This is a genomic window from Chelativorans sp. (assembly GCF_031180965.1).
Classification (GTDB): Bacteria; Pseudomonadota; Alphaproteobacteria; order Rhizobiales; family Rhizobiaceae; genus Chelativorans.
Window position 1 is genome coordinate 1 of the sequence record NZ_JAPSLH010000020.1, and the last position, 25,247, is coordinate 25,247.

At 65.8% G+C, this 25,247-nt stretch carries 25 protein-coding genes and 2 pseudogenes; 14 read left to right on the forward strand and 13 right to left on the reverse strand.

Annotated features, from left to right (window positions below; genetic code table 11):
* Positions 1-248 precede the first annotated feature (248 nt).
* Together RIN79_RS14800 and rlmN are read left to right on the forward strand one after the other, a co-directional pair.
* On the forward strand, positions 249-869 hold the full coding sequence (locus RIN79_RS14800) for a UdgX family uracil-DNA binding protein (protein ID WP_309085443.1): 621 nt from the start codon (positions 249-251) through the stop codon (positions 867-869).
* A gap of 133 nt (positions 870-1,002) precedes the next feature.
* Complete coding sequence (gene rlmN / locus RIN79_RS14805) at positions 1,003-2,229, forward strand: 23S rRNA (adenine(2503)-C(2))-methyltransferase RlmN (RefSeq protein ID WP_309085444.1); 1,227 nt, start codon at positions 1,003-1,005, stop codon at positions 2,227-2,229.
* Between the two features lie 22 nt (positions 2,230-2,251).
* Here rlmN and RIN79_RS14810 read toward each other — a convergent pair whose 3' ends face one another.
* From RIN79_RS14810 to RIN79_RS14830, 5 genes are all read right to left on the reverse strand, one after another.
* A complete protein-coding gene (locus RIN79_RS14810) occupies positions 2,252-2,905 on the reverse strand; it encodes an imm11 family protein (RefSeq protein ID WP_309085513.1) in 654 nt (217 codons plus the stop codon).
* 5 nt (positions 2,906-2,910) lie between these two features.
* Positions 2,911-3,552: a LysE family translocator gene (locus RIN79_RS14815; protein WP_309085445.1), complete on the reverse strand. Its 642-nt coding sequence runs from the start codon at positions 3,550-3,552 to the stop codon at positions 2,911-2,913.
* Between the two features lie 87 nt (positions 3,553-3,639).
* Positions 3,640-4,800: an N-acetylglucosamine-6-phosphate deacetylase gene (gene nagA, locus RIN79_RS14820; protein ID WP_309085514.1), complete on the reverse strand. Its 1,161-nt coding sequence runs from the start codon at positions 4,798-4,800 to the stop codon at positions 3,640-3,642.
* Positions 4,797-5,828, reverse strand: a complete 1,032-nt coding sequence (locus tag RIN79_RS14825; protein ID WP_309085446.1) for an SIS domain-containing protein — start codon at positions 5,826-5,828, stop codon at positions 4,797-4,799. Before RIN79_RS14825 ends, nagA begins: the two co-directional genes overlap by 4 nt.
* A complete protein-coding gene (locus RIN79_RS14830) occupies positions 5,825-6,757 on the reverse strand; it encodes an N-acetylmuramic acid 6-phosphate etherase (RefSeq protein ID WP_309085447.1) in 933 nt (310 codons plus the stop codon). Before RIN79_RS14830 ends, RIN79_RS14825 begins: the two co-directional genes overlap by 4 nt.
* Before the next feature lie 228 nt (positions 6,758-6,985).
* On the opposite strand from RIN79_RS14830, the gene RIN79_RS14835 reads away from it, so the two are divergent.
* The 5 genes from RIN79_RS14835 (at position 6,986) to RIN79_RS14855 (ending at position 12,042) form a co-directional block, all read left to right on the forward strand.
* Complete coding sequence (locus RIN79_RS14835; protein ID WP_309085515.1) at positions 6,986-8,113, forward strand: anhydro-N-acetylmuramic acid kinase; 1,128 nt, start codon at positions 6,986-6,988, stop codon at positions 8,111-8,113.
* 162 nt (positions 8,114-8,275) lie between these two features.
* Positions 8,276-9,229 (forward strand): ABC transporter substrate-binding protein, encoded by a 954-nt coding sequence (locus tag RIN79_RS14840; protein ID WP_309085448.1) that lies wholly within the window; start codon positions 8,276-8,278, stop codon positions 9,227-9,229.
* A gap of 137 nt (positions 9,230-9,366) precedes the next feature.
* Positions 9,367-10,251, forward strand: a complete 885-nt coding sequence (locus RIN79_RS14845; RefSeq protein ID WP_309085449.1) for an ABC transporter permease — start codon at positions 9,367-9,369, stop codon at positions 10,249-10,251.
* Positions 10,248-11,045, forward strand: a complete 798-nt coding sequence (locus tag RIN79_RS14850; protein ID WP_309085450.1) for an ABC transporter ATP-binding protein — start codon at positions 10,248-10,250, stop codon at positions 11,043-11,045. Before RIN79_RS14845 ends, RIN79_RS14850 begins: the two co-directional genes overlap by 4 nt.
* Positions 11,046-11,112: 67 nt before the next feature.
* Complete coding sequence (locus tag RIN79_RS14855) at positions 11,113-12,042, forward strand: arginase family protein (RefSeq protein WP_309085451.1); 930 nt, start codon at positions 11,113-11,115, stop codon at positions 12,040-12,042.
* 45 nt (positions 12,043-12,087) lie between these two features.
* Here RIN79_RS14855 and RIN79_RS14860 read toward each other — a convergent pair whose 3' ends face one another.
* From RIN79_RS14860 to RIN79_RS14875, 4 genes are all read right to left on the reverse strand, one after another.
* Positions 12,088-13,380, reverse strand: a complete 1,293-nt coding sequence (locus RIN79_RS14860) for an extracellular solute-binding protein (RefSeq protein WP_309085452.1) — start codon at positions 13,378-13,380, stop codon at positions 12,088-12,090.
* Between the two features lie 132 nt (positions 13,381-13,512).
* Positions 13,513-14,340 (reverse strand): sugar phosphate isomerase/epimerase, encoded by an 828-nt coding sequence (locus RIN79_RS14865; RefSeq protein ID WP_309085453.1) that lies wholly within the window; start codon positions 14,338-14,340, stop codon positions 13,513-13,515.
* A gap of 38 nt (positions 14,341-14,378) precedes the next feature.
* Positions 14,379-15,548 carry a dihydrodipicolinate synthase family protein gene (locus RIN79_RS14870; protein WP_309085454.1) on the reverse strand — a complete coding sequence of 390 codons (1,170 nt, stop codon included), beginning with the start codon at positions 15,546-15,548 and terminating at the stop codon, positions 14,379-14,381.
* A 12-nt stretch (positions 15,549-15,560) separates the two neighbouring features.
* The gene (locus RIN79_RS14875) at positions 15,561-16,712 is read right to left on the reverse strand and encodes a Gfo/Idh/MocA family oxidoreductase (protein WP_309085455.1); all 1,152 of its coding nucleotides are present in this window, start codon (positions 16,710-16,712) and stop codon (positions 15,561-15,563) included.
* Positions 16,713-16,901: 189 nt separating this feature from the next.
* Between RIN79_RS14875 and RIN79_RS14880 the strand changes: the two genes are divergently transcribed.
* The 4 genes from RIN79_RS14880 (at position 16,902) to RIN79_RS14895 (ending at position 20,695) form a co-directional block, all read left to right on the forward strand.
* On the forward strand, positions 16,902-17,942 hold the full coding sequence (locus RIN79_RS14880) for a tripartite tricarboxylate transporter substrate binding protein (RefSeq protein WP_309085456.1): 1,041 nt from the start codon (positions 16,902-16,904) through the stop codon (positions 17,940-17,942).
* Positions 17,943-18,004: 62 nt separating this feature from the next.
* Positions 18,005-18,529: a tripartite tricarboxylate transporter TctB family protein gene (locus RIN79_RS14885; RefSeq protein ID WP_309085457.1), complete on the forward strand. Its 525-nt coding sequence runs from the start codon at positions 18,005-18,007 to the stop codon at positions 18,527-18,529.
* Between the two features lie 8 nt (positions 18,530-18,537).
* Positions 18,538-20,061, forward strand: coding sequence for a tripartite tricarboxylate transporter permease (locus tag RIN79_RS14890; RefSeq protein WP_309085459.1), 1,524 nt, complete (start codon positions 18,538-18,540; stop codon positions 20,059-20,061).
* Complete coding sequence (locus tag RIN79_RS14895; RefSeq protein ID WP_309085460.1) at positions 20,012-20,695, forward strand: TetR/AcrR family transcriptional regulator; 684 nt, start codon at positions 20,012-20,014, stop codon at positions 20,693-20,695. Before RIN79_RS14890 ends, RIN79_RS14895 begins: the two co-directional genes overlap by 50 nt.
* On the opposite strand, the gene RIN79_RS14900 is transcribed toward RIN79_RS14895, so the two are convergent.
* Both RIN79_RS14900 and RIN79_RS14905 read right to left on the reverse strand, forming a co-directional pair.
* Entirely contained in the window at positions 20,685-21,332 is a 648-nt protein-coding gene (locus RIN79_RS14900; RefSeq protein WP_309085461.1) for a TetR/AcrR family transcriptional regulator, read from the reverse strand. The genes RIN79_RS14895 and RIN79_RS14900 overlap by 11 nt on opposite strands.
* Before the next feature lie 227 nt (positions 21,333-21,559).
* Positions 21,560-22,473, reverse strand: a pseudogene (locus RIN79_RS14905) (SMP-30/gluconolactonase/LRE family protein).
* A gap of 65 nt (positions 22,474-22,538) precedes the next feature.
* On the opposite strand from RIN79_RS14905, the gene RIN79_RS21590 reads away from it, so the two are divergent.
* The 3 genes and pseudogenes from RIN79_RS21590 to RIN79_RS14915 form a co-directional block, all read left to right on the forward strand.
* Positions 22,539-22,871, forward strand: coding sequence for an SDR family NAD(P)-dependent oxidoreductase (locus RIN79_RS21590; protein ID WP_375165941.1), 333 nt, complete (start codon positions 22,539-22,541; stop codon positions 22,869-22,871).
* Positions 22,793-23,146: an SDR family NAD(P)-dependent oxidoreductase gene (locus RIN79_RS21595; protein WP_375165942.1), complete on the forward strand. Its 354-nt coding sequence runs from the start codon at positions 22,793-22,795 to the stop codon at positions 23,144-23,146. The genes RIN79_RS21590 and RIN79_RS21595 overlap by 79 nt, the downstream gene beginning before the upstream one ends.
* Positions 23,037-23,324: pseudogene (locus tag RIN79_RS14915) on the forward strand (SDR family oxidoreductase); the annotation flags it as partial. The gene RIN79_RS21595 and the pseudogene RIN79_RS14915, both read left to right, overlap by 110 nt.
* Before the next feature lie 27 nt (positions 23,325-23,351).
* Here RIN79_RS14915 and RIN79_RS14920 read toward each other — a convergent pair.
* Both RIN79_RS14920 and RIN79_RS14925 read right to left on the reverse strand, forming a co-directional pair.
* Complete coding sequence (locus RIN79_RS14920; protein WP_309085463.1) at positions 23,352-24,401, reverse strand: sn-glycerol-3-phosphate ABC transporter ATP-binding protein UgpC; 1,050 nt, start codon at positions 24,399-24,401, stop codon at positions 23,352-23,354.
* Positions 24,402-24,404: 3 nt separating this feature from the next.
* A complete protein-coding gene (locus RIN79_RS14925; RefSeq protein ID WP_309085516.1) occupies positions 24,405-25,247 on the reverse strand; it encodes a carbohydrate ABC transporter permease in 843 nt (280 codons plus the stop codon).

A 25,247-nucleotide genomic window follows, 5' to 3' on the forward strand; every position in this document is an offset into this window, starting at 1 on the left:
CGGCCAATGTCGGGACAGCGGCCGGCGGGGCGCGTGGAACGCGCCACGATTAACTAACAGAGAGGCACGGATCACGCGCCCCGCTTCCCACCTTCTTCAATGGCCAGACGGCGAAAGCCGGGCGTGGCAGCGATGAAACGCGCCCTCACCCTGCCCCAATCCAGCAGGGACATATGACTCCCATTGCCAGCCGGCCATTCAGGAACATTTCCCCCTTCTCCTGCCTTTCCCGCCAAAGGGAATCAGTCATGGCTGTGAAAAGCGCCGAAAAGGCTATCGCCGCTTCGCTCGATGCCGTGCGGGAAGATGCGCGCGACTGCACCCGCTGCGACCTCTACCGGAACGCCACCCAGACCGTCTTCGGCGAGGGCGGCAGCGATGCCCGGGTCGTCTTCGTCGGCGAGCAGCCGGGCGACAAGGAAGACCTCGAGGGCCGGCCCTTTATCGGCCCTGCCGGACGGCTTTTCGACAGCATTCTGGAGGAAGTCGGCATCGACCGGACGAAGACCTATGTCACCAATGCCGTGAAACATTTCAAGTTCGAACCGCGCGGCAAGCGGCGTATCCATTCAAAGCCCAATGCCGGCGAGATCCGTGCCTGCCGCTGGTGGCTCGACCACGAGCTGGCGCTCATCCGGCCTGACGTTGCCGTAGCGCTCGGCGCTACCGCCGCCCGGGCGCTCACCGGCAAGCCGGTTCCCATTACGAAATTCCGCGGTACGATCGTTCAGAGCGAGGAGGGCGTGCCGGTGCTGATCACCGTACATCCCTCCTACCTGCTGCGCATCCCCGATCCCATGGACAAGGAGACCGAGCGCCGGCGCTTTCTTGAGGACATGCGCAAGGTGAAGGCGCATATGAAAGGGTGAGGACGCGGCTCGGCGGATCACCGCTCCGAATGGCATCAGGATCGAGCCGCCGGAGGGTGACCGCGCCTGCCACCTGTGCTAAGGAGCCCGCAAAATGGCGGCCGGCAGGTGTGCCGCCTATATAAGCTCAATCATGACACTCACGATCGATACCTCGACCCCAGAGAACCGCGCCCTGTTGCGCCCCGACATCCAGCCGGAGAAGAAGCCGCTGATCGGCCTCTCGCGCGAGGAGCTCGGCGAGGCGCTCGCCTCCGTCGGCGTGCCGGAGCGCCAGGTGAAGATGCGCGTGCGCCAGCTGTGGCACTGGCTCTATGTGCGCGGCGTCTCCGACTTTTCGAGGATGTTCAACATCTCCAAGGAGCTGCGCGCGGCGCTCGACGAACATTTTTCGATCGCGCGGCCGGAAATCGTGGAAGAGCAGATCTCGCAGGACGGCACGCGCAAATGGCTGTTGCGGTTTCCGCCGCGCGGCGCCGGACGGCCCGTGGAGGTGGAGACCGTCTATATTCCCGAGGAAGACCGCGGGACCCTCTGCATCTCCTCCCAGGTCGGCTGCACCCTCACCTGCTCGTTCTGCCACACGGGCACACAGAAGATGGTGCGCAATCTGACCGCGGGCGAGATCCTCGACCAGCTGCTGATCGCCCGCGACCGCCTGGGCGATTTTCCGGAGGCGGACACGCCCGACGGGGCGATCGTGCCGGCCGAAGGCCGCAAGATCACCAATATCGTCATGATGGGGATGGGCGAGCCGCTCTACAATTTCGAGAATGTGAAGCAGGCGCTGCTCATCGCTTCCGACGGCGACGGCCTGTCGCTCTCCAAACGCCGCATCACCCTTTCCACCTCCGGCGTGGTGCCCGAGATCTACCGCACGGGATCGGAGATCGGCGTGATGCTGGCCATCTCGCTGCATGCCGTGCGCGACGAGCTGCGCAACGAGCTGGTGCCGATCAACAAGAAGTATCCGCTGAAGGAGCTGCTCGACGCCTGCCGCGCCTATCCCGGGCTTTCGAACGCGCGCCGCATCACCTTCGAATATGTGATGCTGAAGGGCGTGAACGACTCCCTTGACGATGCGCGTGAGCTGGTGCGGCTATTGAGGGGCATTCCGGCCAAGATCAACCTCATCCCGTTCAATCCGTGGCCGGGCAGCTCCTATGAATGTTCGGAGTGGGAGCAGATCGAGAAATTCGCCGAGCTCGTCAACCGCGCCGGCTATGCCTCGCCCATCCGTACGCCGCGCGGCCGCGACATCCTCGCCGCCTGCGGGCAGCTGAAGTCGGCCTCCGAGCGCATGAAGAGGACCGAGCGGCTGAAGCTCGAAGCGATGATGATAGCGGGGCATGGGGACTGACCGGTAACCGGCGGCCCCTCCCTCACCTCCCGAACAGGCTCGACATGAACTTGCGGAACGGGCCGGCGGCCGGGACGGCCCTCTTCTCGCCGGGATATTCGACGATCCCTTCGCCGGCCGGCGTCTCGTCGCTCCAGACAAGCCGGAAGGCGACGCCTTTGAGACCGAGCTCGCCGATCCTCCGGACCATTCCTTCCTGCAGATAGATGCTCGACACGTGCACGCCGCCGGGGCTTTCGGGAAGCTTGAAGATTTCCGCCCCGCCGATCCGCTCCGGCCAGAATACGTGCTCCTCGATATCGAGAAAGCCTCCGCCGTCGTCGAAACGGACGATCCTGGAACGGTCCTCGTCGAGCGCGTCGATCGTCGTCGTCACATTGAAGAGCCAGACCGGCTCGGCGCATCGCAGGGGCAGGATCTCGCCATATTGCACGAGCAGGGGCCGTAGCGCTTCCACCGCCCGCGGCCGCAGCATGAGCACATGCTCACCGCACCAGGGAAGATCCGAATGCTGGCGAGCCGTCCCGTCATCAAATTCCGTCAGGAACTCCATCTCGAGAGGCCGCCAATCCGGCTGCGCCTTCCCGCCGAGCTCGGTGAGGACGAAATTGTCCTCCGGATCCCGGGGGAGGATCCATTCCTGCCGGCTCTGCACCGTGGGAACATAGATCCGCATCACCGCTACCGCGCCTGCGCGGTGAGTATCTTCAAGGCAAAGGCGGAAAAGACGCCGGCGAAGAGATAGTCGACGAGCCGCGTGACCTTTGGACTCTTCCGCAGGAGCCCGGCAAATTTGTCGGCCGCGATCACCATCGGCGCCACGACCGGCAGCGAGAAGGGGATGAACAGGAGGCCGAGGAAGAAGAGCTTGCCGGGCGCATCCGGATCGCTCGGCGAGACGAATTGCGGCAGGAAGGTCATGAAGAACAGGATGATCTTCGGGTTGAGCAGGTTGATTCCAAGCCCGGTCGCCCAGTTCTTGAGAAGCGAGCTCTTCCCGCCCGCCCGCGCTTCGGGATTGAAGGCCGAGCCGTGGCGGATCGCCTGCCAGGCGAGCCAGACGAGATAGCCAGCGCCGAATATCTTGAGGGCAAGGAAGGCGGTGGGGGACGCCACCAGGAGCGCCGACAAGCCGAGCGCCACCAGGCTCGTATGGATCAGGATGCCGGTCATGGCGCCGAACATGCAGGCGAACCCCGCCGCCCTGCCCTGCGAGAGCGCCCGCCCCACGAAAAGCGTCATGTCCGGCCCGGGGGTGATGGCGAGGACGAAAGTGGCGATGGCGAATTGCAGGATGGTGGTGGTGTCGGGAACGAAGTCCATGGCCGGGCTGCCGCTGCTGAAGTCCGGTCACGCTAGCGCGGCTTGGCCACTTGCGCCAGAGGCTTCCCCGGCAGGAGGATCGGGCGCCTATTGCGCCCGGCCGGTCAACCAGACCTGCCGGACGCGCAGGTCATCGCCAAGATGCACGCAGTCGGCCAGGGCGCCCGGACGGAGAGACCCCCGCTCTTCGCCGATGCCAAGATACGTGGCCGGATAGCTGCTCGCCATCTTCAGCGATTCCTCGAGGGATAGCTCCAGCGCCTCGACGCCGAAGCGCACCGCGGAGGCCATGTCGAGATCGGAGCCCGCCAGCGTGCCGTCCTCCAGCACCAGCTTGGAGCAGATCTCGCCCGGCTCGCGCCGCACCGTCCGGCCGTTGAGATCGAAGCTTTCCGCGCCGCTGCCGACCAGAGCCATGGCATCGGTCACGTGGAAGAGCTTTCCGGGCCCGCGCTTGGCGCGGTGAGCCACGCGCAGGGCGACCGGATCGACATGATGGCCGTCGGCGATGATGCCGGCCCAGATGCCCCCGGCGTCGAGCGCCGCTCCGACGAGGCCCGGCGCGCGATGCGAAAGGCCGCTCATGGCGTTGAAGAGATGCGTGACCCCCCGCGCGCCCGCCGCAAAGAGCCGCTGCGCGGCCTCGCATGTGCAGTCTGTATGGCCGAGGCTGACGATAACCCCACCGTCTGACAGGCGCTTGACCTGTTCCGGGCGCACCTGCTCCGCGGCGACGGTGACATGCACCACCGGCATTTTCTCCGCCGCGCGGAGGAGCTGCTGGACGTCCTCCTCCTCCATGGGCCGCATGAACTCGGCCAGATGCGCGCCGCGCCGGGAAGGGGCAAGATGCGGCCCCTCGAGGTGGATTCCGAGCACGCCCTCCCCCGCTTTGCTCGCCTCGATCGCGGCGGCGATGGCCGACTGCGTGACCGAGCGCGTGTCGGTGATGAGGGTGGGGAGCAGCGCCGTGGTCCCATAGCGCCGATGCGCCCTGGCGATGACAGCGAAGGTTTCCGGCGACGGATCGTTGTTGAGCAGCCGGCCCCCGCCCCCGTTCACCTGAACATCGATGAAGCCGGGCGCGAGTATCCCGCCGCCGAGCCGGCTGATTCCGTCGCGCCCGGAGATCTCCGCCTCCGGCACGACCGCCTTGACCCGCCCTTTCTCCACGATGAGCGCGTGGCCGTCGAAAAAGCGCTCGCCGTCAAACAGGCGCGCGCCGGCCAGAACCGCATCTTCCATCAGACGGTCTCCGTGACCTTCTTGAGCTTGTCGGGCCTGTCCGGATCGAAGCCGCGTTCGCGCGCCAGCCGCTCCACAAGGCGATAATAGGCGGTGAGCGCGGCCAGCGGATCGAGCTGCCCGCAGCCGGTCGAGGGCACCACGATCACGTCGGGGCCGAGCGGGCGCGAGGAAAACGGCAGGACACGCGCGCCCATCCCGCGCAACCTGTCCATGATCGCGGTGCTGGACGCCAGCGCTTCGTCCTCCGGGACGAAAGCGAGGATGGGAAAGCCCTCCTCTACGAGCTGCATCGGCCCGTGCATCAGCTCGGCGAGCGAGAAAGCTTCGGCATGCAGCTTTGCCGTTTCCTTGGCCTTCAGCGCCGCTTCCAGCGCGACGGCGAAGCCCGGGCCGCGGCCGCCGGTGAACAGCGATTGGGCGTTAACGAGGAGCGGCAGGGCATGCCCGTGATCGGCGTCGCAGGCGGCAGCGAGCGCCTCTGGCAGGCGCTTCAAGCCCGCGCCCAGCGCCGCATTGCCCGATGCGGCCTGCGTGAGCGCCGCAAGCGCGGCGGCAGAAGCAATGAAGCTCTTGGTGGCTGCCACGCTTTTTTCCTCCCCGGCATGGATCGGCAGCACGATGTCCGCGGCTTGGGCGAGCGGGCTGTCGGCGATATTGACGACCGCCACGGTGACAGCCCCGCCGCGCTTTGCCTCTTCCTGCACGGCGATAATGTCGGGGCTGGCCCCGGACTGGGATACGGTAAGGTGCAGGCCGCCCCACAGCCTGAGCGAGGCGCGGTAGACCGAGGCGACAGACGGGCCTATGGAGGCGACGGGGATGCCGCAGGAAATCTCGAACAGATATTTGAAGAAGCTGACGGCATGATCGGACGAGCCGCGCGCGGCAACCGTGACCACCGGCGGGCGGCGCTCAGCGATGAGCCGGCCGAGTTCCCGGAAGGTCTTTTCCTCGCGCGCGAACAGGCGGCCGACGGCATCCGCCGCCTCGCCCGTTTCGCGATACATCAATGAGTGCGCTTCGTTCACCCCTTCGCCTCCGCCGGCTTTCTTTCGCCCCTGCCCGTTTCCAGCACCGCGTGGAGGTCGCCTCCATGCCGCTCCAGCGCCGCCTCCGCCGCTTCGGGATCCATGCCCTTCACCACGAGCACCGCGGGCTTCACCCGATACCCGGTCTTTTGCAGCGCCGCCAGAGCCTCCTCCCTGCTGCAGCCCGTCACGTCAACGAGGATGGCGACCGCCCGGCGACGCAGTTTCGCATTGGTCGCCCTTACATCGACCATCTGCCCATGGAAGACCTTGCCGAGACGCACCATGAGCGCGGTTGAAAGCAGGTTGAGCGCCATCTTCTGGCTGGTGCCGGCGGCAAGCCTGGTGGAGCCCGCGAGCACCTCCGGCCCGGTGTCGAGCAGGATGCCGAGCTCGGCTTTCTGGAGCAGTTGTGTGCCGGGATTGTTGGCAAAGCCGATGGTGAGCGCGCCGAGCCTGCGCGCCGTCTCGACCGCCGCGAGGGTGAATGGCGTGGAGCCGCTTGCCGCCAATGCGAGCACGACGTCGTCGGGTCCGCAGCCTGCCTCCTCGATGGCCTTTCGCGCGGCCGCCTGGTCATCCTCCGCCGCCTCCTCGGCGCGTGCGAAGGAGGCTCCGCCCGCAAGGATGAGGACCAGCCGATCATCCGGCCAGCCGAAGGTGGGACCGAGTTCCACCCCGTCGAGCACCGCGAGGCGCCCGGAGGTGCCGGCACCGACATAGAGGAGGCGCCCCCGGCCCCCGCGCAGCCGGCCGAGCATCTGCCGCAAGGCATTTTCCAGGTCCGGCAGCGCCGCCGATACGGCGGAAAAGGCGCGCTGCTGCCCCTCGAGCAGCATACGCAGCATCGCGCTGTCCGGCGAAAGTTCCAGATCGCGGTAGCGCTCGCTGACAAGTTCCGTGCCGACCATCTTCAGACGCTCCGACAAGAGGCTCCTGTTCCGGACACCGCCTCCGCGTGACCACACCGCTTGTACGCTGCTTGGAACTCATGGATAACCGGCAGATATGAACTTTGATCCGCAACATCCACCAAAGCCTCGGGTCCGGAAGCCGCGGCGGTGAATATCTGGGAAATGCCCATGGCGGAATTGTCCGGGAAATTTAAAGTCGCGCCATCCGAAGGCGCCGCTGTGAACGAAGGGACCAAAGAGTATTTGGAGCCGGTGTGGGCGGTCGGGCTGATGACCGGCACCGTGCTCGACGGTAACGTCGACATTGCCATGATCCGCACCGATGGCGAGATCATACATGAATTCGGTCCGTGGACACTCGCTCCCTACCCCGCCGACCTGCCGCCCCTGCTTGCCCGCACGCTGGAAGCTGCGCGCGAATGGGATTTTCGGGGCGAAGAGCCGGCGATCTTCCGAGATGCGGAGATCGCGCTCACCAGGGCGCAGGCTCTGGCGGTAAACGAATTCCTGACGCAGAATGGGTTTTCCGCCGCCGACATCGAGGTGGTGGGCTTCCATGGCCAGACAGTGCTGCATCGGGCGGCCGAGGGAGGCAGGCGCGGCCGCACGCGCCAGCTCGGGGACGGGCGGCTGATGGCGGAGATCGTCGGGGCCAATGTCGTCTTTGATTTCCGCAGCGCGGATGTGGAGGCGGGCGGCCAGGGCGCTCCCCTCGTTCCGATCTACCATCGTGCCCTGATGCGCAAGATCGGGGGCGGCGCCGAGACGGCGATGCTCAATCTGGGGGGCGTTGCGAACATCACCTGGTGCGGCGAGGACATGGTCGCCTTCGACACCGGCCCGGCCAACGCGCCGATAAACGACTGGATCAGGCGGCACGGGCAGGGGGAGATTGACAGGGACGGGCGCATCGCCCTTTCCGGAACGGTCGACGAGGCGCGGCTTGCCCGTCTGCTCGAGCATCGCTATCTGATCGCGCCCTACCCGAAATCCCTCGACCGCAACTCCTTCACGGCCGACATGGCGGAGGGTCTTGGCCTCGCCGACGGCGCGGCCACGCTAACCGCATTTACCGCGGCGGCGGTCGGAAAGGCGCTCGACCTGCTGCCGCGCCGGCCGGAGCGGCTCCTGGTCTGCGGCGGCGGGAGGAAGAACCCGGCGCTGATGGCCGAACTAGCCCGCAGGGCACGGGCTGAAGTCGAGCCGGTCGACCGGTTTGGCCTGCGCGGCGACGCCATCGAAGCCGAGTGCTTCGCCTTTCTCGCGGTGCGCAGCCTGCGCGGCCTGCCGATCAGCTTTCCGCGGACGACCGGCGCGCCTCGGCCGCTGACGGGCGGAAGACTGGCCGCCCGGACGGCGATTGCGCCTTAGTTGTGGCGCGCCGGGCTTTCTCCATCTGGACGAACCATCGGCTGATCCCGTAAAGGAATCCGTTCGAAGCCGCGGAACTGGCGAGGGCCGGTTCGCGCGCCGAGCGCCGGGAGGGGTTGTCCGGCGAACTATCAGGCAACAACGACTCTAGGGAGCGAACACATGCGAAAAACTCTTCTTCTTGCGGCGGCGAGCCTGGCGCTCGCCACGGCGGCGTCTGCACAGAACGTGACGGTCTCGGTGACGGCGATCGTCGAGCACCCCGCGCTCGATGCCGTACGCGACGGCGTTCGCGAAGGTCTTGCAGAGGCGGGCTACAAGACCGGCGAAAACCTGGAATTCACCTACGAGTCGGCGCAGGGCAATCCCGCCACCGCCGCCCAGATCGCCCGCGAGTTCGTGGGCGCGGGTCCCGATGTGATCGTGCCGATCTCGACGCCCTCCGCCCAGGCGGTCGCCGCAGCGACGCGCGACATCCCGGTGGTGTTCACGGCGGTGACCGACCCGGTTGCGGCGGGTCTCGTCAAGTCGAACGAGGCGCCGGGCGCCAATGTGACGGGCGTGTCCGATCTGTCGCCCATCGCCGACCACGTCGCGCTCATCAAGGAATTGGTGCCGGACGTGAAGAGCGTCGGCTTCGTCTACAATCCCGGCGAGGCAAATTCCGTCGTGCTGCTCAACCTCTTCCGCGAAGCCGCAGAGAAGGAGGGCATCGCCGTGGTCGAGGCGCCTGCCAACAAGTCGGCCGACGTGCAGAATGCCGCCCGCAGCGCCGTCGGTAAGGTCGAGGCCCTTTACGTGCCCACGGACAACACCATCGTCTCCGCGCTGGAAGCTCTAGTGGGCGTGGCCGAGGAAAACGACATCCCGCTCATCTCCGGCGATACGGACTCGGTCGAGCGCGGCACGCTGGCCTCGGTGGGTTTCGACTATCACCAAGTGGGCAAGCAGACGGCCGAGGTGGTGGTGCGCGTGCTGAAGGGCGAGAAGCCGGGCGAGATCCCCGTCACCTTCGCCTCCGGCACGGACCTCGTTGTCAACAAGAAGGCCGCCGAGGCGATGGGAGTCACCTTGCCGCAGGCGGTGCTCGACCGCGCCACGAAGGTGGTCGAGTAAGATCGAGGCGGCCCGGCGCCCGGCGCGGGCCGCCCCTCCCTGGCCGCGGGCCCGGCCAGCCCATATTTCCGTTGCATTTTCGCACGCGGCAGGCCACCGGGATTGCATATTGTTCGTTTCGGGAGTCCCCCGCTATCATGTCTGCCATTGCATTCTGGGGCGCTGTCGAGCTCGGCCTCGTCTATGGTTTCGTCGCCCTGGGTGTATTCCTGGCGTTTCGCGTCCTTGATTTTCCCGACCTGACGGTGGACGGCTCGTTCCCGCTCGGCGCGGCCGTGGCCGCGGTGGCGATCACCAGCGGCTGGGACCCCTGGCTTGCCTGCCTCATTGCGGCGCTGGCGGGGGCCGCCTGCGGACTTGTGACCGCCTTCCTGAATGTCCGCTTCGGCATTCTGAACCTGCTTGCCTCCATCCTGACGATGATCGGGCTTTTCTCGGTCATTCTGCGCGTGATGGGCCGACCGAACATGGCGGTGCTCAACCAGGAGACCGTCATCACGCCCTTTCTTGATCTCGGCCTGCCCGACCACATTGTGCGGCCGCTGGTGCTGGCGGTGCTTGTGCTGATCGCCGTTGTCCTGCTCGCGCGTTTTCTGGGCAGCGACTTCGGCCTGGCGATGCGCGCGGCCGGCGCCAATCCGCGCATGGCGCGGGCCAACGGGGTCAATGTAGGGGGGCAGATCTATGTCGGCATGGCGCTTTCCAATGCGCTCACCGGACTGGGCGGGGCACTTTTCGCGCAGGTTTCGGGCTTCGCCGACGTGACCTCCGGCGTCGGCACCATCGTCGTCGGCCTTGCCTCGGTCATCGTCGGTGAGACGCTGCTGCGCAGCCGCGTCATGCTGGTCGCGCTTCTTGCATGCGTGATCGGCTCGGTGATCTATCGCGTCGCCGTGCAGCTCGCGCTCTCGATGGACCTCTTCTTCCTGCGCGCTTCCGATCTCAATCTCGTCACGGCTGTGCTCGTCGCCCTGGCACTCGTTCTGCCCAAGATCCGCGCCGGAAAGGCGGTCGCGCGATGATCGCGGTCTCGGACCTGCACGTCACCTTCAATGCCGGCACGCCGCTGGAAAGGCGCGCCGTGGCGGGCATCGATCTCGTTCTCGGCGAAGGCGAGTTCGTCACAGTGATCGGCTCCAACGGCGCAGGCAAGTCGACGCTGCTCGCCGCCATCGCCGGGGACGTCTTTCCCCGCAGCGGCCGCATCAGGATCGGCGACCGCGACGTCACCAGGGAGGCGCCTGCCAAGCGCGCCGCACGCGTCGCGCGCGTCTTCCAGGACCCGCTCGCCGGCTCCTGCGCCGATCTCACCATCGAGGAGAACCTGGCGCTCGCCTTCATGCGCGGCTCGAAGCGCGGCTTTGGCCCGGCGCTGAAGCAGGAGCGGCGCAGCGCGCTGCGCGACAAGGTGAAGGAGCTGGGCCTTAATCTGGAAAACCGGATGGGCGATCGCATGGGCCTGCTTTCGGGCGGGCAGCGCCAGGCGCTTTCCCTCGTCATGGCGACGCTGGCCGGGGCGGAGGTTCTGCTGCTGGACGAACATACGGCGGCGCTCGACCCTGGCATGGCCGAGTTCGTCGCTGGCCTGACGCAGCGGCTGGTCGCCGCCCACGGCTTGACGACGCTGATGGTCACCCATTCCATGCGCCAGGCGCTCGATCTCGGCACGCGCACCATCATGCTGCACGAGGGGCGGATCGTTCTGGATATTACCGGCGAACGACGCAAGAACATGGGCGTCGACGACCTCGTCGAGATGTTCCGCCGCGTCCGCGGCGGCGCCGAGCTCGACGACGATTCCCTGCGGATCGGCTGACACTGCCAATGCATTGCGGTAGCCGGGTCAGAAGGCATGACCCTAGGGCGAGGCGACGGAGGAGACGATGCCGGCTTCGAGCATTTCCGGAAAGCCGCTGGAGATCATAAACGCGCCGACAAATCTGGGGCTGCGTCCGCTGCGCAGGGGTCATGTGCCCGGCGCATGGCGGGCTCCCGCCGCGCTCAAGGAGGCGGGGCTGCACCAGCGGCTGCGCCCTGCGCGCGAGACGTCGCTGGAGCGGCCGGACTACAGTTTCGAGCCGGAGCCCGGCACGCGGCTCGGCAATGGGCACGCCATCCGCGCCTTCAATGAGCGGCTCGCCGCGATCGTGCAGCAGTCGCTCGACGGAAGCGCCTTCCCCCTGGTTATCGGCGGCGACTGCAGCCTCCTGCTCGGCTGCCTCGCCGCCGCCCGCGCGGGCGGTCCCTGCGGGCTGATCCATGCCGACGGGCACAGCGATTTCTTCCACCCCGGAAACTACGACACCGAGGCCAGGTTGGGCTCGGTGGCAGGCATGGACCTGGCGCTTGCCACCGGGCGGGGCGAAGCGCTGCTGTCGGACTGGGGCGACCAGCGGAGGCCCCTCGTCAGGGAAGAAGACGTGGTGCAGATCGGCGAGCGGGAAAATCTCGATCCGGACTATGCCTTTGCCGATATAGCAGAGACGAGGATCCATTGCATGGATGTGCGCTCGGTGCTGCGGAAGGGCATCGACGAGACGGCCGCCGATGCGCTGGCCGTGCTGACGCCGCAGCGGCTCTGGCTCCATGTCGACGTGGATATCCTGGACGCCGAGGTGATGCCCGCCGTGGATTCCCCCGGCTCGCCCGGGCTCGAATACGAGCAGCTCAGCCGGCTTATCCGCCTGCTCTGTGCCTCCGGGCGCGTCATCGGCACCGATGTTACCATCTTCGACCCCGATCTCGACCCCGAAGGCATTTATGCGCGGGGCATCGCCGACTGCCTCGTCGCCGGCTTTGGGACCGCAAACTAACGAGACAGCCGGGCTGCGCGATCATACTTCGCCCGCGGCCGCGGGCTAGTTGCGCGCCAGGATCGCTTCCGCCTCGGCGACGAAGGCTTCGGCCCCCGCCTGCGGCGTCTGCTGCCCGAACGCCACTTCCTGGCTGACGCGGACCAGCATCACGTCGATCTCGCCCGCCCCGAGCGGGGGCGGCGGCGGCAGCGGGCCGGCAAGGTCGCCCAGGCCGCCGATATATTCGACCGCAGCGCGGCCCGTCTCGTCGAGCTTCGGCGCGATGAGCTCCCGGATCTTGGCCGATTCGGGCACGCCGCGCTCCACATCCAGAATCGCCGCGGCTTCCGGGTCCGACACGAAGAAGGAGATGTAGGCGGCCGCCGCTTCGGGATTGGGGGACTGCTTGGAAACCGAGAAGAACATGGAGGGCTTGCGGTAGTGCCCGCCGCCAACGCCGGCCGCCAGCCGCGGATAGGCATGCATGACGATCGGGTCCTTGTTGATCGACTGGTAGCCCACGAGCTGATTGGAGTGGGCGTAGGAGACTGCAGCATGGCCGAGCGAGACCATGCCTGTTTCGATCTGGCGCTGGTCGAGCGCCTGCAAGTCCGGCGGCACGCAGGCCTCGGATTCGCGCATGGCGGCCCATAGCTCGAACCATTCGCGCGTGTCTTCCGCATCGAAGGCGAGCTTGCCTTCCGCTGTGTAGAGCGCCTTGCCGCGCTGCCGCAGGAAGTTCTCGAAGAAGGGCTCGACGCCTGAGCCGTCGGACAAGCCGTAGAAACTCTTGCGCTTGCCGGCCTTGGTGATCTCCTCGCCGATGCGCTTCAATTCATCGAAGGTGAGCGACTGGTCAGGAATCTCGATTCCCGCCTCTTCGAAGGCGGCGGCATTGACCATCATCGCGGAGGAATTCGCGCCGAGGCTGATGCCGTAGAGCGACCCGTCGACCGAGCCGCCGTCGAGGGCCGCCTTGTCGAAATCGGACACGTTCAGCACGTCGGGCACGTAACCTTCGAGCGGCGCGAGCGCGTCGCGCCGCGCATATTCGAAGATGTATCGGTAGTCCATCTGCACGACATCCGGCGCGTTCCGGCCGGCCACCTGGGTGGCGAGCCGCGGCCAGTAGTCGTCCCAGCCGGTCGTCTCGCCGTCGACCGTGACGCCCGGATTGTTCTTCATGTAGAGTTCGCTGACTTTCATGGTGCGCTCGGCCCGCGGCTGTGAGCCCCACCACATCAGCCGGAGCCGCGTCTCCTGGCCGAAGGCCAGGCGCGGCAGCCCAAGCGCAGCGGCCGAGAACGCCGCCGCACCGCCTGCAAGAAACTTACGTCTGCTCACCTCAAGAGCCATGCTGTTCCTCCCTTGCCTGGCCCGGCCGCACAATCCTCCACGCAGCCGGTATCCTGTAAATAACCAGGTGGTTACAAGGCTGGCGCATCGCTGCGCGGGTGTCAAGCGCCGGTTGTGGCGCCCTGCCGCCCCTCAGCAGACGGTATTGAAGCGCTCAATCACCGTTGAGAGCACCTCGTCGCCGGGCTTCTTCCACCAATTGTCCTTGGAGAATATCTCGACCTCCTGCGGGCCATGATAGCCGGCCGCCTCGACCATGCGGCGGATCGCCGGGAGGTCGATGACGCCGTCGCCCATCATGCCGCGGTCGAGCAAAAGGTCGGTTGTCGGCACGAGCCAGTCACAGATGTGGTGCGCGAGGATCACGCCCATCTGCCCGGCGCGGGCGATCTGGGTTTCGAGCTCCGGGTCCCACCAGGTGTGGTAGACGTCGACGGCGACGCCGACACCCTCGCCCAACTCGACGCAGAGATCGAGCGCCTGGGAGAGCGTGTTCACGCAGGCCCGGTCGGCGGCATACATGGGGTGCAGCGGCTCGATAGCGAGCGGCATGCCATTCTCGCGCGCATAAGGGAGGATCGCCGCGATGCCTTCGGCTACCTGCTTGCGCGCCTCCGGCATGTTTTTGGAAGAGCCGGGCAGCCCGCCTACGACCAGCACCAGGCAGTCCGCCTTGAGTGCCACGGCCTCGTCGATAGCGCGCTTGTTGTCATCGATCTTGGCCTGCCTTCCCGCCGGATCCTCGGCGGGGAACATGCCGCCACGGCAGAGCCCGGTCACCCTCAGCCCGTTCGTCTCGACAATGCGGGCGGCCTCCCTAAGGCCGATCGCCTCCACCTGATCGCGCCAGGGCGAGATGGCGGTGATGCCATGCCTCAGGCAGCCGTCGACCGCTTCTGCAAAGCCCCAGCTGCCGCGCGTCGTGGCAAGATTGATCGAAATGCGCCCTTCAAGGCTCATGATTGGATCCCTCCCAAAATTCTGCCGGGCCGAAGCCTTCACCGCGGCTGCGAAACGCCGTGCACCGCCATCACCTGGCGCATCCGCGCCACCGCCAGATCGGGATCGATCAGCACGCGACCGGCATCGGCAAGGCGGAACAGCTCCGCCAGATGCAGGGTGGAACGCGTCGACTCCTGGCCGCCGATCATCGTGAAATGGTCCTGCAGCCCGTTGAGATAGGCGAGGAAAACCACGCCCGTCTTGTAGAAGCGGGTGGGCGCCTTGAAGATGTGGCGCGACAGCGGGACGGTGGGATCGAGGAGGTCGAAGAATTTTTGCTCCTCGCCCGCTCCGAGCGCCGCGAGCGCCGCCGAAGCCGCCGGCGCGATGGCATCGAAGATGCCGAGCAGCGCATCGGAATAGCCCTGGTCGTCCCCGGCGATCAGCTCGGCGTAATTGAAGTCGTCGCCCGTATACATGCGCACGCCCGCCGGCAGGCGGCGGCGCATGACGATTTCCTTCTCCTTGGACAGAAGCGAGATCTTTATGCCGTCCACCTTCTCGGCATGGGCAGCGATGACGCCGAGCGCCACTTCCATTGCCGCCATATGGTTCGGCGCGCCCCAATAGCCTTCGAGCGCGGGATCGAACATCTCGCCCAGCCAGTGGATGATCACCGGCTCCTTCACCTGGCTGAGGATGCGGTCATAGACCCGGGCATAATCGTCGGGGCTTTTCGCAGCGGTGGCGAGCGCCCGGCTCGCCATCAGGATGATGCGCCCGCCATGCGCCTCGATCGCCTCGATCTGCTCCTCATAGCCAGCAATGATCCTGTCGATCGAAACCTCCGGGCTGGGCGTCAGATGGTCGGTGCCCGCGCCACAGGCGATCAGAGCGCCGGGTCGGCCTCTTGCCTCCTTCAGCGCCCGCTCGATGAGCTCGCGGGCTTCCACCCAGCCGAGCCCCATGCCGCGCTGGGCCGTGTCCATCGCTTCGGCCACGCCGAAGCCGAGGTCCCAGAGATAGTGGCGGTAGGCGAGCGTCTTGTCCCAGTCTATAGCGGGGGCAAGCCATGGGTCGTTTTCGGCCAGCGGGTCGGCGACCACATGGGCTGCGGCATAGGCGATGCGGTTGAAGCTTTTCGCTTCGCGCTTGCCGATCTCGATCGGGGCGTTCCTGATCTCGTAGGCCGAGACCGAGCGGTCCGCATTGGGCAGGTTGAGCATGACGGCTCTCCTTTAGAAGGCAAGTTCGGGCACGTCGAGCCAGCGGCGCTCGGCCCAGGACTTCAGCCCGAGCTCGGCGAGCTGAACGCCCTTAGCGCCCTGCTCCAGGCCGTAAGCCCACGGCGCATCTTCCGCCACATGGCGCAGGAACTGCTCCCACTGCACCTTGAAGCCGTTGTCGAAGGCCCAGTTCTCCGGCACCTCTTCCCAGTCTTCGTAAAAGTTCATCTTCTGCGGCTGGTCGGGATTCCAGACCGGCTTGGGCGTATTCACCCGATGCTGCGTCCAGCATTTGTGCAGGCCGGCGACCGCCGAGCCATGCGTGCCGTCCACCTGGAACGTGACGAGATCGTCTCGGCGCACGCGCACCGCCCAGCTGGAATTGATGTTGGCGACGATGCCGCCCTCAAGCTCGAACGTGGCATAGGCCGCATCGTCGGCGTCCGCCGGGTAGGGCCTGCCCTGCTCGTCCACGCGTTCGGGGATGTGGGTCGCGCCGAGGCAGGAGATGGCCTTCACCGGCGCGAAAGTGTTGTCCAGCACGTAACGCCAGTGGCAGAGCATGTCGAGGATAATGCCGCCGCCGTCAGCCTTGCGGTAGTTCCAGGAGGGGCGTTGCGCCTTCTGCCAATCGCCCTCGAAGACCCAATAGCCGAACTCTCCGCGCACCGAGAGGATGCGGCCGAAGAAACCCGCGTCGCGCAGCATCTTCAACTTGATGAGGCCAGGGAGAAAAAGCTTGTCCTGCACCACCCCGTGCTTCAGGCCAGACGCGCGCGCCTTGCGGGCAATGTCGACAGCGGTCGCAAGATCATCCGAGGTCGGTTTCTCGCAATAGACATGCTTGCCGGCCGCAAGCGCCTTTTCCAGAAGCCCGGCGCGGATCTTCGTGGCTCCTGCGTCGAAGAAGATCTCGTCTTCCTTGCTGGCCAGAGCGGCATCGAGATCATTGGTGAAGCGCCTGACCCCGTGCTTCTTCGCGATCGCCTCCACCTTCTCGAGGTTGCGCCCGACGAGGATCGGGTCCACCATCAGCGTGTCGCCGTTGGAAAGCGGGAGCCCGCCCTGATCGCGGATGGCAAGGATCGACCTTACCAGATGCTGGTTGTAGCCCATCCGCCCGGTGATCCCGTGCATGATGATGCCGATGCGCCGCTCTGCCATGTCTCCTCCCTGGAGCTATGTAACTATCCAGTTACTTCCTACCGAAGGGGAACGCGCCCGTCAAGCTCATAGAGGGCGGGAACTAACCGGTTACTTACTTCTTGACAGTCCGCCGAACAGTCTTCAGTCTTTCGCGGCACTGCGGATCAGGAGAGAGAGGGTCCGCAGCATCAAGGATTTCGGGAGGAAATGATGGGTCTTTCGACCAGAGCCGCACTCGCCTTGGCCGCATCCGCTTTTGTCCTGGCCGCAACGTCAGCCTTTGCCCAGGCATGGAAGCCCGACCGGCCCATCAACATCATCGTGCCCTGGGGCGCCGGCGGCTCGACCGACCAGGTGACCCGGGTCACCGCGCCGATCATCGCCGAGGCGCTCGGGCAGTCGGTGGTCGTCGTAAACCAGCCCGGCGCTTCCGGCGCCGTGGGTACGCAGGAGGTGCTGAACGCGCCCAAGGACGGCTATACCTGGACGGCCAACGCCGTCGCCAACAACGCAACCTATGCGGTGACGGGGCTCGTGCCGAACACCAGCATCGATGACTGGCACATCTACCTGTCCGTGGCCAATGTCCCTGTCGTTTCAGTGCCGGCCGACAGCGAGTTCAAGGATTTCGGCCAGCTGCTGGAGGCGCTGAAGACGCGGGGCGGCGAAATCACCATCGCAACCGCCGGGATTACCTCGTCCGGCGGCACGGCCATTGCGGCCCTCGCCGACGAGGGCGGATTCGATTACAACATGATCACCTATGACGGCGGCGGCCCGGCGGCAATCGCCACCGCCTCTGGCGAGGCCATGGTGACCACCCAGCTTGCGGTGGAGCAGGCCGAACTGATCCGCGGCGGACGCCTGCGTGCGCTCGCGGTCCTCTCGGACAAGCCGCTCGCGCTCGAAGGCATCGAACCCATTCCGCCGGTGACGCAATGGCTGCCCGAACTGCCTATGGCGCCCGACTATTTCGGCATCCTGATCCCGCGCGGGGTTCCCGACGAGGTGGTCGCCACCATGGACAAGATCTGGCAGGAGAAGGTGATGAACTCGGAGGAACTGCGCAAATATGCAGAAACCTTCGGCGCCGTCTTCGCCCCCTCCTACGGCGAGGAGGCACGTGCGCGCGCCATGCCAGTGGCTATCCTCGAGGCCTGCTCGTCGGTAGAACGCAACGAGGCGGTCAATGATCCCTCGACGATCGGCATCGACTGCAAGACCCGCACCGAGGTTGGCAAGCAATAGTCCGCAACTGCGCCTGAGGCGGCGGCCCGTCCGCCGCCGCCATGACATTGCCGGAGTAAGCCATGGATTTCGAGGAACCCGGTGAGCGCGCGGCGCGCGCTCGCGCCGATCTGTTGACAGCCATCGTTCTGGTCGCGCTCGGGCTGGTGATCTTCTATCTCTCGTGGAGCATGCCCCGCCTGGAACCGCGGCGGATCCATCCGGCCACCATACCGGGCCTGGTGCCGATGATCCTGGGCCTGACGCTGGCCTTCTGCGGCGCGCTGTTAGGATGGCGCGCCGGCAGCATCGAGGCGAAGGGGGGCTGGCAGGCGCTGGGCCGGGTTCTTGTGAGCCGCCCGGCTGTCCGCATCCTTGCCCTGCTGGCGCTGGCGCTCTTCTACACGCTTGTGCTGGTCGGTTGGCTACCCTTTTGGGCAGCATCCATGCTGTTCATCTTCACCTTCATCCTGCTGTTCGAACTATCCATGACGGACCAGCCTGCCGATCCGTTGCGCAGCGGCATCTGGGCCCTGGCCATTGCGGTGACCGCCGGCTGGGGCATCTTCTTCGTCTTTGAACGCATCTTCCTCGTCCGCCTCCCCTAGGATTGCCGATGTTCGACGGTCTTCTGCTTCTGGGCCAAGGCATTGGCCACTTCCTTACGCTGACATCGCTCTTCAATGTCGCCTGGGCCACCCTGCTCGGCCTCGTGGTCGGCATTCTTCCGGGGCTGACCGCGACGATGGGCGTCGCCCTCCTAGTGACGCTCACCTACAAGATGCCCGCCGACCAGGCGATCCTGACGCTGATGTGCGTCTATCTCGGCGCGATCTATGGCGGCAGCCGCACCGCGATCCTCCTCAACATTCCCGGGACTCCTGCCAATGCGGCGGCGACCCTTGACGGCCATCCGCTGGCCCAGCAGGGCCGCGCGGGCCTCGCCATGGGGCTGGCGACCACCTCCTCCACCCTCGGCACGATCGTCGGCATTTTCTTCCTCGCCATCATCGCGCCGCTCCTGGCGGAATTCGCGCTTGAGTTCGGGTCCTACGAGTTCTTCTGGCTCGCCCTGTTCGGGGTCGTTATTTCCGGCCAGATGGCCGGCAGCGACACGCCGCTGAAAGGCTATATCGCCGGCATCTTGGGCCTGCTCGTCGCCATGGTCGGCATGGAGATGCTCCATGCCTATCAGCGTTTCACCTTCGGCATTCCCGCGCTCGGCGGCGGCGTGGATCTCATCCCCGCCATGGTGGGCGCCTTCGGTTTTGCCGAAATCCTGTCATCCATGAAGCACCGGGTGGTCGCCCGCGTCGCCTCGGTCAATGACCGGGTCGTGCCGAGTTTCCGCGAGATCTTCCAATACTGGCGCACCATTATCCGCTCCGGTGTGATCGGCACCTTCGTCGGCATCATTCCGGGTGTAGGGGAAGATGTGGGCTCCTGGTCATCCTACGCCCTGGCCAAGCGCTTTTCCAAGAAGCCGGAGGAATTCGGCAAGGGCAGCCAGGAAGGGCTGATCGCCGCGGAGACCGGCGACAATGCCGTGGTCTCGGCGGCGATGATCCCGACCCTGACGCTGGCGCTGCCCGGCTCGGCGGCCGCTGCGGTGCTGATCGCCGCCATGCTGATCCACGGCATCCGTCCCGGGCCGATGCTGATGACCGAGAACCCGGTCTTCCTCTACCAGGTCGTCGCCATGCTGCTCCTGGCGACGCTCGCCAATCTGGTTTTCGGCCTTTCCCTCACCAAGCTTCTGATCAAGGTGCTGGCCGTGCCGCGCGAGCGGCTGATGGCGGTCGTCTACGTGCTCTGCGTGGTCGGCTCCTTCGCCATCACTCAGCGCATGTTCGACGTCTATGTGATGATCGTCTTCGGGGTGGTCGGCTTCGTGTTGCGGGAGATGCGCTATCCGATGGCGCCGCTCGTGCTCGGCATCGTGCTGGGAGATCTCCTCGACGTCAATCTGCGCCGCGGCCTGATGCTGTCGGACGGGGATGTCAGCCCCTTCTTCACACGGCCGATCAGCGCGATCCTGTTTGCAGTCGTCCTGCTCACGATCCTGATGAGCATGCCCATGGTGAGCCGACGTGTCACAGGCCTATTCAGGCGCCTCGCCCCGCAAGGCCGCACCAGCTGAGGCGCGCGCGGTCCGGCTGCGCGACCCGGCCCGCACGCGCGCGGCCATCCTTGCCGCCGCGCGGGTGGAATTTTCCGACCGTGGCCTGGAGGGCGCCCGGATCGACGCCATCGCCGGTCGCGCCGGCATCAACAAGCGCATGCTCTATCATTACTTCGGCAGCAAGGACGCGCTCTACTGCGCCGTTCTGACCGAGGCCTATCGCGAAATCCGCGAGGGCGAGCGAGCGCTCAAGCTTGACCAGGTGGAGCCGGTGGAGGCGGTCGAGCGCCTGGTGCGCTTCACCTTCCGCCATTTCCTCGAATGCCCCTGGTTCATCGCGCTGCTCACCAACGAGAACCTCCTGAAGGCGCGTTACCTGCGCACCCTGCCGGAGATGCACGGCCTGCATTCGCCGCTCGTCGACGAACTGCGGAAGCTCATCCGGCGCGGAGTTAAAAGCGGCGCCTTTCGCGCCGATATCGACCCGGTGCAGCTTTATATCTCGATCGCCGCTCTCGGCTATTTCTACGTCTCCAACAACGCGACGCTCTCGGTGATCTTCGAGACGGACCTTTCGAGCCGCGCCCATATCGCCGCACGCGAGGCCCATGCGGTCGAGATGGTTCTCGACCACCTGAAGGTCAGAGCCTGACCGAGGCGAGCACCGTTTCGACGATGTGGTTCTCCCATCCGGCAAGCCGCTCCGCGTCGGCAAGGTCGCGCGCGAAGATGGCCGAGAGGGTGTGGCGGTTGGACAGGTAGAAATAGCCAAGCGCGGCGATGGTGAGATAGACGTTCACCGGGTCTATGCCGGGCCGGAAAAGACCCGCCTGCGCGCCGCGCTTCAGCACATCGGAGAGCTCGGCGACGAAATGCGAATGCATCTGAGAGACCTTGCGCGATCCCTTGAGATGCCGCGCCTGGTGCAGGTTTTCGGTGTTGAGCAGGCTGATGAATTCCGGATGCTTCAGGAAATAATGCCAGGTGAAGCGCGCAAGCTCCGATAAGGCTTCCGCCGGTTCCTTGTGGGTAAGATCAAGGTCGCGCTCGGCGGAGCGGATGGAGGCATAGGCCGCCTCCAAAACGGCCGTGTAGAGGCCGGCCTTGTCGCCGAAATAATGGTAGAGCATGCGCTTGTTGGTGCCGGCACGCTCGGCGATCGTGTCGACGCGCGCTCCGCCGATCCCCTTTTCGGCGAATTCAGCGGTGGCGGCCTCAAGGATCAGCGCCCGCGTGGCCTCCGGATTGCGGCTCGCCCGCTGCCGGCCGTTCTTCAACCTTGCATCCACCGCCCAACCTCCGCCGCATGCACGCGGCTGTTATAGCGGAAGCCGGGTCCGATGCTCAACGAGAGAGGAGCCGCGCCGCACGCAAGGACCATGTGCTTCCCACCGCGAATGAAAGTTGCCATCGTTCTCCAGGCGGTGTTCTTCGGAACGACACCGGCACAGGCGGAAGATGGGCAAAGGCTGCCGCCGCGCGCGACAGGTTGGGTGTCGTGAAAAATCGAGCACAATCATCCGAACATCGTCGGCGGCAGCCCCTTTACCCCCACTTCGAGCGCAAACAGCGCCCCCTCCCATGGATTGGACGCCAGGTGCTCGGCGGTCATCGTAAAGCGGGCGGAGCTCACGAACAGCGTACCGAGATCTGGGCCGCCGAAGGCGCAGCTGGTCGGCCAGGAGCAAGGCAGGTCCACGATCCGGTCTACCTGCCCGTCGGGCGCGAAACGGACGACGCAGGCGCCGCCGGCAACGCGGCAGTTCCACAGGAACCCGTCGGCATCGACGCAGGACCCGTCCGGCAGGCCGCGCGGAAAGCCGGAGTGGAACACGCGCCGGCTGGCCAGCGAGTCGTCGCGCTGCAGATCGAACGCATAAAGCGTGTTTGCCTTGGTATCGGCTGTCACGAACACGTCGTCCGAGAGTCAGGCCATCGTGTTGGTGATGCCATATTCGTTGGGTGTGAGCCGCCGCACCTCCAAGTCCGGCGAAAACCGATAGTAGGCTCCCGAGTTCTCCGTCTGTTTGCGTGGGCTGCCGTCCGGATTGAGGTTGGTCTGCATGGTGCCGAACCAGAAGGAGCCATCGGGCGCAGCGGCGCCCTCGTTCAGCCGGTTGCCCGGCAGGTGAGGCTCGGGCACGGCGACGGTCTTGAACTCGCCGCCCGGCTGCCAGAATGCGATCCGGCGCTCAAGTCGACGATGAACCCGCCCGTGCGCCTGATGCCGATCGAGGTGGCAAACTCCGGCGCCGCCCACGTGTCGAACTCCCCTGTCGATGGCCTGAAGCGGGGGATCGTCCTGCCGACGATGGCGATCAGGAATAGCGCCTTGTCGCGTTCGCACCAGACCAGGCTCTCGCCCCCAGTGAGCCGCGCATCATGGACCGCAACGGCACTTGGGCTGGAGCTTCGCAGACCGGTATTCACAATCCTTTCTCCCCCCTCCGTTTATCTGCGATGGTAGTATAGCCTAGGACGAAGAGGAGGTGCGGATGACTGCTGAAGCGAGAAAGCGTGCGCTGGTGACGGGGGCCGCCATGGGCATCGGCCGCGCCGTTGCGGAAAAACTGGCGAGCCAGGGCGCCGCACTGGTTCGTCTCGACCGAGCAAAAGAACAGCTTGCGGAGGTGGAGGACTCGTTGCGCAGCGCGGGCGCGGATGCGCGAAGCCTGGTAGGCTCCACGGCGGATGCCGGGGTCTGCGCAAAGGCCGTGGGGATCGCCGAATCCGCTTCGGCGGCGTCGACATGCTCTCCCACAATGCAGGCATCCAGCGTTATGGAACGGTCGAGACGACCGGCGAGGCGCTTTGGGACGAGGTTATGAGCGTCAACCTCAAGGCTGCGTACCTCGTTTCCCGCGCGGCGATGCCCGCGCTGCGGAAAAGCCGCGGCGCGATTGTTCATGTAAGCTCCGTGCAGGGCCCCGCCAGCCAGGAGGGCGTGCTCGCCTACACGACCGCCGAGCATGGGCTGATCGGGCCTCGTCAAGTCCATGGCCGTCGACTACGCGCCCTTCGGCGTGCGGGTGAACGCCGTCGCACCGGGCGCGGTGAACACGCCCATGCTGCAGGACGCTGTGAGGCTCAGCGACGATCCTGAAGGGCTGTGGCGCGTGCTCGATGGCATGCATCCGATAGGCCGCACCGCCCGCCCGGACGAAGTGGCGGCGGTTGTCGCTTTCCTTCTCTCGGACGAGGCCTCCTTCGTCACGGGCGAGGTCGTACGCGTCGACGGCGGGCTCCTCTCGCGCATATCTGGCACGCCGCGCAAAGAATAGGCCGATAGGCCGGAATCTGCTGCGCAACTAACCCGCGCGCGCCAGGGGCCGGATCGCCTGCCCTTGGCTGTCAAAGAGGTGCATGTGTTCCCGCGCGATCTCCAGCCCCACATCCTCGCCGGCCTCTGGCATGTTCTGGCCGTTGTGGACCACCAGTGCTGTCTCCCCACCCTCGAGGGCGACGTGAAGGAGCGTCGTTGCCCCGGTATATTCGCGCAGCGTGACCGCGCCCCGCAGCAGGCCTGATCCGGCTTCAACGACAGAAATGTGTTCGGGGCGCATGCCGACTCCTTCGGCCGAGCCGATGTCCAGCCCGCGGGCAGAAAGGGATTTTTCTACGGACGCGGCGGGCAGCACGTTCATGCGCGGGCTGCCGATGAATTGCGCCACAAAGAGATTGGCGGGCCGCTCATAGAGTTCGCGTGGGGAGCCTACCTGTTCGATCCTGCCCTCTCGCAGCACCACGATCCTGTCGGCCAGCGTCATCGCCTCGATCTGGTCATGCGTGACATAGATCATGGTGTTGCCGAGGCGCTTGTGGAGCGCGGCGATTTCCGAGCGCATGTGCACCCGCAATTCCGCGTCGAGGTTCGAGAGCGGCTCGTCAAAGAGGAAGACCTGCGGATTGCCGACGATGGCGCGGCCGATCGCCACCCGCTGGCGTTGTCCGCCTGAGAGCTCGCGCGGATAGCGGCCGAGAAGCGCCTCAAGCTTGAGCGAGGCTGCCGCATCCTGCACGCGCCGCTCCCGCTCCTCGGCCGGCACTTTGCGGACTTTGAGGCCAAAGGCCATGTTGTCCTTGACCGCCAGGTGCGGATAGAGCGCATAGGACTGGAAGACCATGGCGACCCCACGCTGCGCCGCCTGCACCTCGTTGACCAGACGGTCGCCGATATAGAGCTCGCCCGCGGTGATGTCTTCGAGGCCGGCGATCATCCGGAGCAGCGTCGACTTTCCGCAGCCGGACGGCCCGACGAAGACGACGAATTCGCCGTCGTGGACCTGGAGGTCCACGCCCTTGATCACCTCGGTGGAACCGAAGCTTTTCTTGAGATTGCGCAGTGTCAGGCTGGTCATGTTCTATCCCTTGACCCCGGAAAGGGCGAAGCTCTCGATGATCTGCCGCTGTGCGATCAGATAGACGATCAGGATCGGCACCACCGCCAGGCTGGTCGCGGCAAGTTGCAGGTGCCAGAGCGGGAGCCCGTAGGAATCGGTGAAGTTGCTGAGCGCGAGCGGCAGCGTGAATTTCTCCAGCGAGCTTATGAAGACCAGCGGCTCGAGGAAAAGATTCCAGGAGAAGAGGAAGGTGATGATGGAGACGGCCGCAAGCGCCGGGCGAGACATCGGCAGCGCGATGCGCCACCAGATGCCGAAGCGCGACAGCCCGTCCATCCTGCCGGCCTCTTCAAGCTCCTTGGGGATGGCGAGGAAATACTGCCGCATCAGGAAGGTGGCCATGACGCCATGCGAGCCGAAGACCGGCAGCAGGATCAGCGGCGCATGCGTGTCCATCAGTCCCATGGAGCGGATGAGGAAGAAGTTCGGAATGATCGTGACTTCCTCCGGCACCATGAGGGCCGACAGGAGGAAGAGCATCAGCAGACCTGCCCCGGCGAAGCGCATGCGGGCGAGCGCGTAACCGGCGAGCGACGAGATCGCCAGCGTCAGGACAGTGACGGCGACGGCAATGTAAAGCGAGTTGAAATATTGCCGCGCGAAAGGCTGGTACTCGAGAAGCTCGAGATAGTTCTGCCAGCGCCACACCCGCGGGATCAGCGATGGCTGGCCAAAAATCTCCGTCGCGCTCTTGAAGCCCGAGGAAACCATCCAGAGAAACGGAAAGACGAAGGGCACCGCCACCACCGACAGCGCGATGATGAGGCATGTGCGCGAAACGAGCCGCGCCTGGCGGGTGGTCAG